The following is a 13,982-nucleotide window of genomic DNA, read 5'->3' on the forward strand; positions in this document are numbered from 1 at the left end:
CTCGGCGGGCGCCCCAACCCCCGGGCGGGGCGGGGTCAGGCGTCGGTCGCCGGGCCCTCGTCGACCGCGCCGCCCTCGCCGGCCCACTCCGACGTGGTGCTGTCGTCGAGGGCGGGGTCGGACTGGGTGTCGGCGTCGGCGTCGACGTCGGTGTCGATCTTCGCGGTGGTCGGGTCGGGGTCGGCGGGTCCGGTGCTCATGACCCCGACGCTACGGGGGGCCAGGGCGACGCACGACGTCCGCGGGGGTGAGACCGGCGCCTCAGCCCTCGGAGCCCAGCTGGTCGAGCACGGCCTCGGTACCCGTCGTCAGGGCGTCCCGGACGACGGCCGGGTCGTAGGGACCGACGCTCGTCGAGCCTCCGGCGACGCGGACGACGACGTTGCGCCACCGGGTCACCATGGCAGCGGGGACGTAGCCGAACGGGTCACCACGCACGATGTCGAAGGACCCCCAGGCGGCGTCGCCGGGGTGCGACCCGTCGGCCAGCGACGGGAGGTCGCCGTCGACCGTGCCGCGGTAGTAGTCGACCAGCTCCTCCGTCACGTCGACGGCCGGCATCGACGTGCCGTCGCCCTTCCGTCTCGGTGCGAAGACCTCGACCTCGACGCGGAGCATGACGACACCACCGCCGCGCGGGGCGTAGCGGTACCAGGTGCAGTCCGAGGGCGGCGGCACGTCGTCGGGCCGGAAGCCGAGGAGCGCGGGGGTCTGCTCGCCGGCCGCCTCGCACGCGTCGACGGCGTCCTCGGGCCGGACGTCGCCGGGGGACCAGTCGCCCAGCCTCGCCGGGGTGTCGGGTCGGTATTCGCCCTCCTCGCCGTCCTCGGGGACCAGGTAGGCGGCCGACCCGGCCAGCACCAGGTCGCCGTCGAGCCGGACGCCTGACCCCGGGACCCGGCCGAGGACCTGGGGCGTGCCCGGATCGAGGAGGTCGTAGCCGAGGAGGTCGGTGTGCTCGTCGACGCCGACGGCGACGACCAGCCGGTCGTCGTCGACGGTGGCCTCGATCGTGTGACCTTCGGTCCCGGCGCCGGGCGGCACCAGCTCCCAGACCTCCGCGCCCGTGCGGAGGTCGTGGCCGCGCAGGACGTCCGGGTCGGCGCTGTCCGGGTAGCGAGTCACCACCAGGTCACCGAGCCGGCCGACGACCTCGACGTAGCCCAGGTCGCGGGTCGACGAGCGAGCGAGGGCGCTCTTGCCGATCGCCGGCCCGGGCCTCCCCTCGGCGTCCCAGGCGCGGGTGGTGACCACGTTCCTCGACGAGGCGGAGAGCAGGACCCGTCGCGGGTCGACCAGGTCCAGCTGCTCGACCGAGGTCCGGAACTGGTTCGGGACGGTGCGCGTCCACAACGACCGGCCGGAGTCGACGTCGTACAGCCCGAGCTCGACCCGGTCTCCCGAGGCCCGCTCGACCCGGTGCGAGATCGCGACGCGGTCGCCCGCGATCGTGCTCTCCTGGTCGTAGCACCCCGCGCCCCCGGGAGCGAGGCGGTCGAGCTCGCGGCCGTCGGCCAGCGCCCTGCGCCAGACGCCGCCACACTCACCCTGCACGACCAGCGTGCGGTCGGTAATCGCCACCACGAGCCCACCGGTGAACTGCTGCTCGCCGGGTCCGTGGAGCGCGGCCTGCCACCGCAGCGTGCCGGTGCGCACGTCGAGCGCCACGGCGGTGCGGCACCCGCGGCGGCGGTCGCTCAGCACGACCCCGAGGGTGTCGTCGTCCCCCAGGGTCGCCGAGGCGCGGCAGATCGTGCCGCGCGGCGGTGACCACCGCGACACCAGGCCACCGGTCGCCCGGTCGTGGACGACGACCTCCGCCGAGGCGACCCGGACGATGAGCCCGGCGTCGAGGACGACGTCCTCGACGCCGCCGTCCGGCAGGTCGGCAGGGTCGCTCTGCCAGACCGGCTCGAGCGTGGGCGGCGTCGGCCCCGACGACGTGGCCGGGTCGGGCTCGTCGTCACCGGTGCACGCCGTCAGCGTGAGGGACAGCGCGAGCACGGCGGCTGCGGTGGCACGGGAGCGGCGGGGCATGACCCTGGTCGTGCCCAGGCCGGGCGCCCCTCAACCCGCTGCGGCGTCGTGGGACGTCAGTAGTCGTAGAACCCGCGGCCGGTCTTGCGCCCGAGGAGGCCGGCGTCGACCATCCGGGCCAGCAGCGGGGGCGGGGCGTAGAGCTGCTCCTTGAACTCCTCGTAGAGCGACTCCGCGACGGCCTTGGTGGTGTCGAGGCCGATCAGGTCGGCGAGGGCGAGCGGGCCCTGCGGGTGGGCGGCGCCCAGGACCAGGCCGCGGTCGATGTCCTCGGCGGTCGCGAACCCGGACTCCAGCATGCGGATCGCGGAGAGGATGAAGGGGATCAGCAGCGAGTTGACCACGAAGCCGGCCCGGTCCTGGCACAGGATCGCCTGCTTGCCGAGCGAGCCCTCGACGAAGGCGCGCGAGCGCTCCGTGGTCTCGGCGGAGGTGAGCAGGCTCGGTACCAGCTCGACGAGCGCCAGCACGGGGACCGGGTTGAAGAAGTGGATGCCGAGCACCTGCTCGGGACGGCTCGTGACGACGCCGAGCTTCATGATCGGGATCGAGGAGGTGTTGGAGGCCAGGATCGCGTCCGGGGAGGTGACGATCGCGTCGAGCCGCTTGAACAGCTCGACCTTGGCCGCCTCCTGCTCGACGATGGCCTCGACCACCAGGTCCCGGTCGGCGAGCGCGTCGAGCTCGGTCTCGACCCGGACCCGCTCGAGGACGGCCTCGGCGGAGTCGAGCTTGCCGCGGTCGACGGCGCGGCGCAGCGACTTCTCGAGCCGGGCCAGCCCGGCCTGCGCGGCGGCGTCGTCCGCCTCCACGACGACGACGTCCAGCCCGGCGCGGGCCGAGACCTCCACGATGCCGCTGCCCATGAGCCCGAAGCCCACCACCCCTGCCCTGCTGACGGCCCTGCTCACGCTCATCTGCTCCTCCACGCTGGTCGACTCCGCCCATCATGTCCTCCGGCCGGGTCCCGGCCCCGACCGGGGGCCGGGCGACCTGGACAAAACCGAACGATCGTTAGGTATGGTGCCAGCATGACCGACGTTGCGAGCACCGGCCCGCCGCGGCTGCCCGACCTGGCCAACCTCCGCGACGTCGGCGGGCTGCCCACCGGTGACGGCCGCCGCACCCGGTCGGGACGCCTGCTGCGCAGCGCGACGCCGTTCTACCTCGACGCCGCCCAGGCCGCGGTGCTCGCCGACGAGGTCGGGGTCCGCCTGCGGATCGACCTGCGCTCGCGCGGCGAGGTCGACGGCGCGACCAGCGAGCACCTCGCGGCGGTCGAGCACGACGTCCTGCACGCGCCCGTGCGGTCGGGGTCGTCCTTCGCGGTCGACCCGACCGGCGAGGAGGGCACCGGCCCGGTCGAGGTCATGACCGCGCACTACCTGCGCTTCCTCGAGCACTCCCCCGACGCGTTCGAGGCGATCACCCGGGCGGTGGCGACGCCCGGGCGCACCCCGGCACTCGTGCACTGCACGCTCGGCAAGGACCGCACCGGCGTCACCGTCGCCCTGCTGCTCTCCGCCGTCGGCGTCACCGACGAGGCGATCGTCGCCGACTACGCCCGCACCGAGGGCCAGAACGTCGACCTGCTCGACCGGCTGCTGGGGCTGCCCGGCTACGCCGAGCGGATCGCCGCCCTGCCCGCCGAGGCGCTCGGCGCGCAGCCGGCGACCATGACCGCGTTCCTCGCCGGCCTCCAGGCGACCCACGGCGGCGCCGCGGGCTACCTGCGCTCGGTCGGCGTCGAGGACGCCGTCCTCGACGCGCTCGACCGGCAGCTCGTGGAGGAGGAACGATGACGACGACACCGACGACACCGTCCGGCCCGGCGGACCCGCCGACCGGCACCGTGCGGGTGGAGACCCCGCGCGACGGCGTCCGGGTGGTCACCCTGGACCGGTCCGAGCGGCTCAACACCCTCGACGTGACCCTCGTGCAGCGGCTGCACCGCACGCTCGACGAGATCGCCGCCGACCCCACCTGCCGGGTCGTCGTCCTCACCGGCGCCGGGCGGGCCTTCAGCGCCGGCCTCGACCTCGGCGGGTACGGCGACCCCGAGCGCGACGAGCGGCTCGGCCGGACGCTGGCCACCCTCGAGCGGCAGCGCGAGATCGCGGCGCTGACCGAGCGGCTGCACTCGCTGCCGCAGCCGGTGATCGCGGCGGTCAACGGCCCGGCGGCCGGCGGTGGGCTGGCGCTGGTGTGCGCGAGCGACGTCCGGATCGCCGCGGAGGGCGCGGTCTTCGCGGTCTCCTTCATCCGGGCCGGGTTCTCGGCGTGCGACATCGGCGTCTCGTGGCTGCTGCCGCGGATCGTCGGGGCGGGCGCGGCCCACGAGCTGATGCTCACCGGACGCCGCTTCGACGCCGTCGAGGCGCACCGGATCGGTCTGGTCGTCGAGGTCGTCGCCCCCGAGGCGCTGCTCGACGTGGCGCTGGCCAAGGCCGAGGAGATCATGCTCAACGGGCCGATCCAGGTCGAGCTCACCAAGGAGGGCATGTGGCTGGCCCTGGAGGTGCCGTCGTTGCGGACGATGATCGAGCTGGAGAACCGGCAGCAGGTGATCACCGCGCTGACCAAGGACTCCGTCGAGGCCCGACGCGCGTTCCTCGAGAAGCGGCCGCCGTCGTTCCGGGGGCGGTGATGGACGCCGAGCCGGTGCTGGCCGGCCAGGTCGCCCTCGTCACCGGCGCCGCGACCGGCCTCGGCCGCCGCTTCGCCGAGACCCTGGCCCGCCACGGGGCGGCGGTGGCGATCGCCGGTCGCCGCGTCGACCGGCTGCAGGAGGCCGCCGACGCGATCGGTCGGGCGGGCGGCACCGCGCTGCCCGTCGTCCTCGACGTGCGCGACGCGGCCGCGATCGAGGCGACCCTCGACGGCGTGACCGAGGCCCTCGGGCTGCCCTCGATCCTCGTCAACAACGCCGGCGTGCCGGACGCCCGGCGGGCGCACCGGATGCCGCTCGAGCTCGTCGACGCCGTCCTCGAGACGAACCTGCGCGGACCCTGGCTGCTGGCGACGTCGCTGGCCGCCCGGCTGATCGCGGCCGAGCGCCCGGGCCGGATCGTGAACATCTCCTCGATGTCGGCCTTCCAGTACGGCGGCGAGGGCGCCGCCCTCTACTCCGTCACGAAGGCGGCGGTGAACCGGATGACCGAGGTGCTCGCCGTCGAGTGGGCCGCGCGGGGGATCAACGTCAACGCCATCGCGCCCGGCGCGTTCGCCTCCGAGATGATGGACGGCATGCTCGAGCGGATGGGCGACATCACCGCGGGCTACCCGCGGCGCCGGCTCGGCGACCCGGCCATGCTCGACTCGACCCTGCTCCACCTGGTCTCTCCGGCCTCGGAGTACGTGACCGGCACGGTCGTCAAGGTCGACGACGGGCAGCTGCCCCGCTGAGGCGGGTCCCGCTCAGCCGCGCAGGCCGGCGGCGATCTCGGTGAAGGCGCGATCCCGGTCGACCGTGGGCCGCCAGCCCCAGCCGTGCGCGCGGTCGCTGACGATCCGGCCGGTCCAGGCCGGTCCGTCGTCCCAGACCGGGTCGACGCCGAGGGCGGCGCAGACGGTGCCGTAGTAGTCGCGCTGGGTCGCCGGCGCGGCGGCGAGGTTCACCGGGGTGCAGCCGCCGGCCACCGGACCGACCTCGGGGTCGTCGTGCGCGGCGACGAGCCCGACGGCGACGTCGGCGAGGAACGAGGCGAGGTCGACGACGTGGACCCAGGCGAAGGTCCGGTCGGGGACGTCGCGGCGCTGGGTCTCGTCGTCGCGCAGGTCGGCGGGGCGCAGGGTGTTCCAGATCGAGGTCTCCCCGGGACCGAGGATGGCCGGCGGACGGACCAGCACGCGCGTGGTCCCGTCGACGGAGGCGAGCGCGGCGTCGGTGTCGCGCTTGGTCACCGAGTAGTCGTCGCCGTCGTCGGGGGCGAGCGCGGAGGCCTCGTCGACGTCACCGGCGCCGGCCGAGCGGTCGTAGACCGACGCGGTCGAGACGTGCACGAACCGGTCGACGCCGGCCTCGGCGGCGGCCCGGGCGATGGTCGTGGTGCCCTCGACCCCGATCCGCTGCTGGGTCTCCCGGTCGCTGCCCATCGGGTGCACCGTGGTGACCACCGCGGCCGCGCCCTCGACGACGCGGCGCGCGACGTCGGGGTCGGGGTCGGAGAACTCCCCCACGACCTCCTCGACGCCGGGCAGGTCGGGCGTCGTCGCGGCCCGGCGGACGACGGCGCGCACCTGCGCGCCCCGCTCGACCAGCGCCGCACACACGTGGGAGCCGACGAACCCGTTCGCCCCGGTGACCACGACGACGGGGGCAGCAGCACGCTCGCTCATGCCCACCACCATGGCACGCACCACCCCGGCCTCGATCCCGCACTGGTGGAATCGATCGATTCTCGATAGATTGTCGCCGTCCAACGATTGAAAGGTGTCGACATGGGATCGGTCACGACCACCCTCCTCCGTCTCGTGCTGGCCGGCGGCCTGGCCGGGTCGCTCGTCGTCCAGGCGGTGCTGGTCCCGCTGCTGGCCGCCGACCTCGACGACGTGGACGCCGCCGTCCGCTGGCCGGTGGTCGCCATCGTGTTCCTCGGCATCGTGACGATCCAGGTCGCGATGGTCTGCGTCTGGCGCCTGGTGACGATGGTGCGCCGCGACACCGTGTTCTCCGACGCGGCGTTCCGCCTGGTCGACGTGCTGATCGGCGCGATCGCCGCCGCCGCCGTGCTCGCCCTCGCCCTCGGCGTCGTCCTGGCCCCGGGCGAGGACGTCGCCCCGGGGGTGGTGCTGCTCCTGGGCGGGCTGGGCGTCCTGGTCGCCGGCGTCGCGCTCACCGTGCTGGTGATGCGGGCGCTGCTGGCCCAGGCCACCGCGATGCGCACCGAGCTCGAGGCCGTCATCTGATGGCGATCGTGGTCGACATCGACGTCATGCTGGCGCGCCGCAAGATGAGCGTCGGCACGCTCGCCGAGCGGGTCGGCATCACCCCGGCGAACCTGGCCGTGCTCAAGAACGGCCGCGCCAAGGCGGTCCGGTTCAACACCCTCGAGGCGCTGTGCGAGGCGCTCGAGTGCCAGCCGGGCGACCTGATCCGCTGGGAGCAGGACTGACGGCGGGCGACACCGCCGTCCTCAGCCCTGGAGGAGGACGACGACCACCGCGACCAGCAGGAACAAGGTGATGGTGCCGAGCACCCACCACCACAGCGGGATGCCCCGCTCCGGCTCCGCCACGGGCGGCGGCGGGGCCACGACGACCGGCGCGGGAGCGGGCGGCGGCGCGACCGGGTGGAGGTCGCCGCCGCAGCGCAGGCACAGCGAGCCGGTGATCGGGTTGGCCTCCTCGCAGTGCGGGCAGGCCACCGAGCCGACGGTGACCCGGCCGCCGGTGCCGGGGAGGCGGCGCAGCGCCTGGGTCGCGGAGTCGGCGTCGCTGAGCACCAGCTGTGCCGGCGTCCAGAAGAGCGGGAAGTCGCAGCGCGGGCAGAAGTCGTGGGACTCGCGCCGGTTGACGGTGATCTCGGCGACCGCGCCGCACTCGGGACAGGTCACCGAGCGGCCCACCGCCTGCGCGGACTGCGCGTGGTCCTCGGCCACGACCGGGACGACGGGCAGACCCGAGGTCTGCGCCGCCGGCGGCTCCGGGGCGGCCGGCTTGACCGGGCTCCCCAGACCCTCGTCGGGGTCGGCCTGCCCGTCGGCGCGCATGGTCACCATTCCTCGTCCTGTTCGGAGTTCCACACCTGGCGGTCCGCCACCCAGAGCTCGGCCGTCACGTGGGCCGGGATCTCGTCGCGCACCATGTCGACGAACGCGGCCTCGTCGAGAGAACCGGTCCGCTGGACCCGCATCCGCACCCACGCCGTGTCGTCGGGCACCTCACCCGCCCGCCAGATCCCGCCCCCCTCGACGACCTCGGCGGTGGAGCCGCTGAGGAGCTCGAGGTACGACGTGAGCCCGGCGACCGTGCCCCTCGTGGCGAGGGTGCGAGCCGCGGTGGCCACGATACGGCGCCGCAGCGCCTCCGGCATGGAGTTGTCGAGCTTGTCCACGCCAATCCACGACCCGAGCCAGGCGATCGAGCTCTCCGGCGCGATCGTGAGGTCGACGGCGTGCTCGACGCCGTCGGCGTCCTCGAGCAGCGTGCTGCCGAGCTCCTGGAAGATCGAGACGAACCGGACGAAGAAGTCGTGGCTGAGCATCTGCACCGGCAGCTGGCGCAGCATCCAGTCGTCGGGACGCCGCGGCTTGCGCGGGCGCGTCAGCCCGGCCGAGGAGACCTTGACCAGGGCGCTCATCGCACCACCACCTGGTGGGACGCCGAGAGGAACAGCGACTGGCGGTCGAGCCGGATGACGTCCTTGGCCGCGCCGAGGCGGCGTCCGGTGCGCAGGTCGTACTCGAACAGCAGCGCCTCCTCGACCCGCTCGACGCCCTCGACCGACTCGAGCAGCTGGGTGACGGTGGCGACGTTCAGGTCGGCGTCGAAGGGCCAGCCCGCGCCGTCGGGCCCGCCGATGAGCGGGTTGACGAACCGGGCCAGCGCCTCGGAGGCGCGCTGCTTGACGATGCCCTGGGGCCGCCCGGGGGCGCCGTGGACGAGCGCGACCACCGAGACCCCCTGGTAGAACGGCGTGGTCACCTCCACGGCGGTGCCCACGACGCGGTGGGCGTCGAGGTGGTCGGTGACGGTGGCCATCAGCTGCGCGGAGATGGCGTAGTCGTCGATGGTGTGGCCGCCGGCCTCGCCGCGCACCTCCGGGACGACGAGCAGCTGCACCGTGCCGTTGCCACGCCGGGCCGAGCGGCACCGGGCACGGGCCACCGCGGGCGAGGCCTCGAGGGTGAGCCGCTCGTAGTCCTGGGCGGTGACGGCGCGCTGGCCCGTCCGCAGGGTGAGCGGGCCGCGGACCTTGGCCTCCTCGACGCTCTCCGCGTCGACGCCGCCGGTCGCCGGCAGCAGGTTGACCACGCCGCTGACGAAGGGGACGGTCGAGCGCAGCAGGGTGAGGGTGCGGGCTCCGACGTTGCCGCGCGAGCCGCCGCCGTGGCGGTAGCCGCTGACCTCGATCATCGCGCCGTCGCGGGGGATGTCGCCGTGCTGGCGCACCGACCCGTCGGGGTAGCGCACCCGCGGACCGAACTGGATCTCGCCGTTGCTGTCGTTCCACACGTAGTGCCGGTCACGCGGGGTGGAGCCGGAGAAGTCGGCGACCTCGGTCCACTCCTGCACCTCGCTCCCGTCGACGACGCGGACCACCTCGTCGCCGCGGCGCGGGAGCACCGGACGGTGGGTGACCGAGAAGCGCTGGGCGGCGCCGCCGTCGCTGCGGCCGACCTGCTCGCCGGGAGCCTCCTCGGCGTGCTCGGCGCGCACCGTGCCGCCCAGGGCGGAGACCTCGATGCGCTGCACCCGCGGCGAGGCCTGGTAGGTCGGCCGGCCGTTCGCCGTGGGCAGCAGGCGGGCCCGCAGCCAGTAGGCCGACTGGTTGCCGACGCTCATCGGCTGGTGCTCGACGGGGACCATCAGCACGATCTCGCCGGCCCGGTTCAGCCCGCCCGTGGTGTCCTCGTAGACCTCGGTGGCCAGCCAGCCCTCACCGTTCCAGACCTCCCAGGCGATCGGCGGGTTGCGCGGGTCGACGCCGATGCCCTCGGCCTGGGCCTCGACGGCCAGGCGCAGCACCATGCCGGCGAGCGAGTCGCGGAAACCGAGGCAGAAGGTGTCGCCCACGGCCATCGTGGAGGAGGCGAAGACGCGGGCGCCGACGGTGCCGAAGCGGAGGTCGTCCCACACGTCGGTGACCGTCCCCTCGACGGCGGTCGACACCTTGGCGTGCTCGAGCCGCGGCGGCGCGATGACCAGCTCGGCGACGGTCGAGAAGACCACCGAGTCGACCGCGGCCGACGTGGTCGACACCGTCATCACCTCGGTGCTGGCGGGCACCACGACCGCGGACTCCAGCACGGCGGAGAGCCAGAACGTGAGGTTCGTGCCGGCCACCGACGGCGGGAACGGCTCGATCCCCACCATGTTGAGGAAGTGCGTGTAGAGCCGGTCGGGCACCTGGTTGACGCGGTAGAGCACCATCTCGCTCATCCACGCGAACAGCTCGATGAGCGCGACACCGGGGTCGGAGACGTTGTGGTTGGTCCACTCCGGGCAGAAGCGGGGGATCATCCGCTTGGCCTCGTCGACGATGTCCTGGAAGGTGCGGTCGTCGAGGGACGGGCTCGGCAGGGGCATGGCTTCGGGTGTCCTGACTGGGCTTCGCGACGGCTATTCGGCGTCGTGCGGGATGACGTAGAACGGGTAGACGAGGTTGCGGCGGTCGTTGGTGGAGCGGACGCGGTAGCCGATGTGGATGTTGACCAGCGAGGAGGAGGAGTCGTCGCCGGTGCTGGTGACCTCCTCGACGGTGATCCGCGGCTCCCACTGGGCCAGGGCGTCGCGCACGGCCTGGTTGATGAGACCGAGCAGGTTGGCGGTGACCGGCTCGAAGAGCAGGTCCCAGATCCGGCAGCCGAACTGCGGCCGCATCAGCCGCTCCCCCGGCGCGGTCATCAGCACCATCTCGATCGAGCGGTCCAGCTCGGGGACGCCGCTCGACAGCCGGATCGAGCCGGTGTGGTCGACGCCCATCGGCCAGCCGAAGCCGCGTCCGATGAACGACGTCTCGTCCCCGTGTCCGCCCGGCACCGTCAGCTCGCTCATCAGTTGATCGCCACCATCGCGCCCTTGAGGGTGAGCGGGCCGCTCGCCTCGACCGAGGCCATGCCGTCCGCCTTGACCTTCACCGTCGAGCCCCCGACCTCGGTGCCGGCCGTGCCCTTGACGGCGACCTGGCCGTTGGCGGTGACCTTGATGCCGGCCTTCGCCTTGATCTCGATGTTGTTGCCGTCGAGGGTGATGTCGCCGTTCTTGGCCAGGACCACCTTGGCCTGGCCGTTCGACAACGTGATCGGCAGCCCGTCGGAGATCACCTCGACCTCCTCACCGGAGATCTTGATCTGGTGCTTCTTCTCCTGGTGCTGCAGCAGGATGTGCTGCTCGCCGGGCTGCTCGCCGTCGGCGAGCTCGACCATGTGACCGAGCCGCGAGGTGATCCGGCGGTACTTGATCTTGTTGTTGGCCACGGCCGTGCCGCTGCCGACCGGCAGGGTGTTCTTGGCCGAGAAGAGCCCGCCGAGGACGACGGGCCGGCGGGTGTCGCCGTTCTCGAAGGCGATCAGCACCTCGTCGCCGACCTCTGGGTAGAAGAGCATCCCGCGGTCCTTGCCGGCGCCGAGGACGACCATCCGCGCCCAGGCCGACTCGACCTCCTCGGAGACGGCGGAGTACTTGACGGCGATCCGGCCCTTGTTGTCGGGGTCCTTGAGGTTCGTGACGAGCGCGGCCAGGACGCCGGACACGGCCATCCCCGAGTCGGGCGGCGGGGTCCCGAGCAGGTCGACGAGGCCGGCGGGGCGGACCGGCCCGGCGGTGAAGTGGGTCCGGAACCCCGCGCTGTGGCTGTAGACGTGCTCGAGGCCGGTGACGAGGTAGGAGCCGGACGCCGGGCCGGCATTCGCGATCTTGACCTTGTCGTAGAGCTTGATCCGGGAGTTGATCGCGCCGCCGCCCTTGGCGACGACCGCCGCGGAGCTCGCCTCGGCGAACCGGGCCCTGGCCATCGTGCCGGCCTCGCCGGCGTCGAGCGCCGGTGCCGCCAGGATGACGTCGGTGGCGCCCCGCGAGGGGCGGGTGGCGCGGCCGGCCGCCTTGGCGACGAAGGCGGACTCCCCGGTGACGCTCGTGGTGTGCTCGCCGCTGACGACCGCCTGCTGGTCGGGGTTCCAGCCGCGCACGACGACCTGCGCCGGGCCGGTGTTGGTGGCGCGCACCGAGAACGACGTGAGGTCGTCGGTGCCGAGCGCCAGCGGCACCGTCGCGCCCGCGGTCCCGACCGGGACGACGTTCAGGGCGACCCCCTCGACCCACCAGGCGAGCCCGGCGCGGGAGCAGATGGCGTTCAGGAAGGCCAGGTTGCTGCCGGCCTGGAGCTGGTAGGCGTGCGCCGGGCTGGTCGCGCCCACGCTGCCGACCGAGAGGCCCGACTCGCCGATGATCTTGCGGACCACGTCGGAGTAGGTCTGGTTCAGGAAGGTGCGGTTCTTCGTCGAGCCGTTGAGCCGGCACGCCTTGTCGTCGACGGTGACCACGAGCACGGGCGTCTGACCGGCCCCCTGCTCCAGGACGACGCCGGTCACCTCCCCGATCATCAGCTGGTTGCCCCCGGCGGTGACCTCCACCTCCACGCCCATCGCGAACTCCTGGGACGTCGACAGCGCGAACCCGCGGTCCCGGAAGCGCAGCACGGTGCGGCCGGACAGGCCGATCGCGAGGTCGATCCGGACGCTCGCGAGCAGGTCGAGCCACTGGGAGCGCAGGGCGGCGCCGCCCACCGTGACGGTCGGCGCGATCCCGAGCTCGGCCATCAGTTCTCCAGCCGCGGGATGTCCAGGATGGTGCCCGGGCGGACCGCGAGCGGGTCCTGCAGCCCGTTGGCGTCGGCGAGCATCCGCCACCGGGTGGCGTTGCCGTAGTAGCGCGCGCTGATCCGGTCGAGCGTCTCGCCGGGCAGCACCCGGTGGGTGCGGTGCGGCTTCGGGGTGCCGGACGTCGGGTTCTGCGGCCCGAACGCGTGCGACTCCTCGTACTGGCGCAGCTCGAGCAGCATCCTGGCCCGCAGCGGCACGCCCGAGGAGGAGAAGTAGGTGAAGGTCAGCTTGAGGTCCTGCACGACGGCGACGAAGGAGTGCAGGTCGCCCCAGTGGAAGGTCAGCGTCGGCGGGCGCACGTTGTTGGACGTCTCGTCGCTGCCGGGCAGGTTCGGGTCGACGTCCATCAGGCCGAGGATCTTGCCGGTGTGGACGCTGACCGGGGTGCCGTCGGACGTCGTGTCGAAGACCAGGTCCAGACGCATCCACCCGGACGTCGCGCCGGCGTACTGCAGCGTCGGGACGCCCTTGCCCGGCATCGGGTTGGAGGTCCAGTTGTTGCGCCGGCCGACGCTGAGGGTCTCGGGGTTGTACAGGCACGGCACCTTCGCGCCGCCCTCGATCTCGAGGAACGCCTTCTCCAGCTCTGCCATCAGAACACTCCCCAGTCCTGGCGCCGTCCGCGCCGTTCGAGCTCGTCGACCACGCGGGCCTCGATCCGCTCGACGACGGCGTCGACGAGCGCGTCCATCGCGTCACCGGGCAGGTTCCCGGCGTCGGCGTCGGCGGTGTTGACCGCGAAGCCGCGGTAGCCGTCGTTCGACGTCCACCCCGTCATGTCCTCGGCGGGCTGGATGCTGCCTCCGCGGTGCTCGAGCTCCCAGCTCTCGCGACCCTGGCCGAAGAAGTCTGGTGCGCTGCCACTGGGCATGGCGGGTCCTCCCTGGTCGAGCAGGCGCCGGACGACGCCGGCCTGGGCGTCACCGAACAGGTGGGCGGTCGAGGAGAGCAGCGAGCCGCCGGCCGGCGGTGCCGCGGGCGAGGCGGGGGTGGCCGGCGTCGTGGTGCTCGAGCGGCGGACCACGTCGGCCCGGGCGGAGGCCGGCACCGGGGGCGCGCCGGCAGCCGCCGGCCGCGACGGCTGATGCTGACCCGGGGCGGGGCGACGGTCATCCGGCGCAGCAGGCTCGGGTCGGGCCCGGCGACAGCCGGTCCGCCCGGCGTCGCTGGGGTGCCGGCGCGGCCGAGGCGGGCCACGGCGGGGGCCGCCGGTCCGGTCGGACCTCCCGGGCCGAGCGGCGGCCCACCCGAGCGGGCCACGAGCGCGACCGCCTCGGCGGTGCCGGCCGCCGGGTGGCGACCGAGCGCGGGGACCTGGGCGCCGGGGCCGGAGCGGCGTACGACGGACGCCGAGTCGCTCGACGCGGGGTCAGGGACCGGCGGCGCAGCCCACCGCAGCAC

At 73.7% G+C, this 13,982-nt stretch carries 16 protein-coding genes; 5 read left to right on the forward strand and 11 right to left on the reverse strand.

The window, feature by feature from the left end; genetic code table 11:
• Positions 1-35 precede the first annotated feature (35 nt).
• The 3 genes from FE634_RS21210 to FE634_RS18205 all read right to left on the reverse strand — a co-directional run bounded on the left by FE634_RS21210 (position 36) and on the right by FE634_RS18205 (position 2,954).
• Positions 36-200, reverse strand: coding sequence for a hypothetical protein (locus FE634_RS21210; protein WP_170981683.1), 165 nt, complete (start codon positions 198-200; stop codon positions 36-38).
• A 61-nt stretch (positions 201-261) separates the two neighbouring features.
• Complete coding sequence (locus FE634_RS18200; protein WP_148240848.1) at positions 262-2,037, reverse strand: outer membrane protein assembly factor BamB family protein; 1,776 nt, start codon at positions 2,035-2,037, stop codon at positions 262-264.
• Positions 2,038-2,093: 56 nt separating this feature from the next.
• Positions 2,094-2,954, reverse strand: a complete 861-nt coding sequence (locus tag FE634_RS18205; RefSeq protein ID WP_137295296.1) for a 3-hydroxybutyryl-CoA dehydrogenase — start codon at positions 2,952-2,954, stop codon at positions 2,094-2,096.
• Positions 2,955-3,068: 114 nt separating this feature from the next.
• On the opposite strand from FE634_RS18205, the gene FE634_RS18210 reads away from it, so the two are divergent.
• From FE634_RS18210 to FE634_RS18220, 3 genes are read left to right on the forward strand one after another with little or no spacing between them, the layout of a single operon-like run.
• Positions 3,069-3,839, forward strand: a complete 771-nt coding sequence (locus FE634_RS18210; protein WP_138876697.1) for a tyrosine-protein phosphatase — start codon at positions 3,069-3,071, stop codon at positions 3,837-3,839.
• Entirely contained in the window at positions 3,836-4,684 is an 849-nt protein-coding gene (locus tag FE634_RS18215; RefSeq protein WP_138876698.1) for an enoyl-CoA hydratase/isomerase family protein, read from the forward strand. Before FE634_RS18210 ends, FE634_RS18215 begins: the two co-directional genes overlap by 4 nt.
• Positions 4,684-5,442 (forward strand): SDR family NAD(P)-dependent oxidoreductase, encoded by a 759-nt coding sequence (locus tag FE634_RS18220; protein ID WP_137295299.1) that lies wholly within the window; start codon positions 4,684-4,686, stop codon positions 5,440-5,442. Before FE634_RS18215 ends, FE634_RS18220 begins: the two co-directional genes overlap by 1 nt.
• Before the next feature lie 12 nt (positions 5,443-5,454).
• Here the strand turns inward: FE634_RS18220 and FE634_RS18225 are convergent, their stop codons facing one another.
• Entirely contained in the window at positions 5,455-6,375 is a 921-nt protein-coding gene (locus FE634_RS18225) for an NAD-dependent epimerase/dehydratase family protein (RefSeq protein ID WP_148240849.1), read from the reverse strand.
• 102 nt (positions 6,376-6,477) lie between these two features.
• On the opposite strand from FE634_RS18225, the gene FE634_RS18230 reads away from it, so the two are divergent.
• Both FE634_RS18230 and FE634_RS18235 read left to right on the forward strand, forming a co-directional pair.
• Positions 6,478-6,945 carry a DUF2975 domain-containing protein gene (locus FE634_RS18230; RefSeq protein ID WP_138876699.1) on the forward strand — a complete coding sequence of 156 codons (468 nt, stop codon included), beginning with the start codon at positions 6,478-6,480 and terminating at the stop codon, positions 6,943-6,945.
• Positions 6,945-7,151, forward strand: coding sequence for a helix-turn-helix domain-containing protein (locus tag FE634_RS18235; protein ID WP_137295302.1), 207 nt, complete (start codon positions 6,945-6,947; stop codon positions 7,149-7,151). Before FE634_RS18230 ends, FE634_RS18235 begins: the two co-directional genes overlap by 1 nt.
• 21 nt (positions 7,152-7,172) lie before the next feature.
• Here FE634_RS18235 and FE634_RS18240 read toward each other — a convergent pair whose 3' ends face one another.
• The 7 genes from FE634_RS18240 to FE634_RS18270 are packed head-to-tail and all read right to left on the reverse strand — an operon-like array spanning position 7,173 to position 13,629.
• Complete coding sequence (locus FE634_RS18240; RefSeq protein WP_138876700.1) at positions 7,173-7,748, reverse strand: hypothetical protein; 576 nt, start codon at positions 7,746-7,748, stop codon at positions 7,173-7,175.
• Between the two features lie 2 nt (positions 7,749-7,750).
• Positions 7,751-8,338, reverse strand: coding sequence for a phage tail protein (locus FE634_RS18245; RefSeq protein ID WP_137295304.1), 588 nt, complete (start codon positions 8,336-8,338; stop codon positions 7,751-7,753).
• The gene (locus FE634_RS18250) at positions 8,335-10,287 is read right to left on the reverse strand and encodes a putative baseplate assembly protein (RefSeq protein WP_148240850.1); all 1,953 of its coding nucleotides are present in this window, start codon (positions 10,285-10,287) and stop codon (positions 8,335-8,337) included. Before FE634_RS18250 ends, FE634_RS18245 begins: the two co-directional genes overlap by 4 nt.
• Before the next feature lie 33 nt (positions 10,288-10,320).
• Positions 10,321-10,755 (reverse strand): GPW/gp25 family protein, encoded by a 435-nt coding sequence (locus tag FE634_RS18255; protein ID WP_137295306.1) that lies wholly within the window; start codon positions 10,753-10,755, stop codon positions 10,321-10,323.
• Positions 10,755-12,518, reverse strand: coding sequence for a phage baseplate assembly protein V (locus FE634_RS18260; protein WP_138876701.1), 1,764 nt, complete (start codon positions 12,516-12,518; stop codon positions 10,755-10,757). Before FE634_RS18260 ends, FE634_RS18255 begins: the two co-directional genes overlap by 1 nt.
• Positions 12,518-13,174 (reverse strand): CIS tube protein, encoded by a 657-nt coding sequence (locus tag FE634_RS18265; protein WP_138876702.1) that lies wholly within the window; start codon positions 13,172-13,174, stop codon positions 12,518-12,520. Before FE634_RS18265 ends, FE634_RS18260 begins: the two co-directional genes overlap by 1 nt.
• On the reverse strand, positions 13,174-13,629 hold the full coding sequence (locus FE634_RS18270; protein ID WP_148240851.1) for a hypothetical protein: 456 nt from the start codon (positions 13,627-13,629) through the stop codon (positions 13,174-13,176). The genes FE634_RS18265 and FE634_RS18270 overlap by 1 nt, the downstream gene beginning before the upstream one ends.
• Between the last annotated feature and the right edge of the window lie 353 nt (positions 13,630-13,982).

The sequence above is a fragment of the Nocardioides sp. S-1144 genome (genome assembly GCF_005954645.2).
In the GTDB taxonomy this organism is placed as follows: Bacteria; Actinomycetota; Actinomycetes; order Propionibacteriales; family Nocardioidaceae; genus Nocardioides; species Nocardioides dongxiaopingii.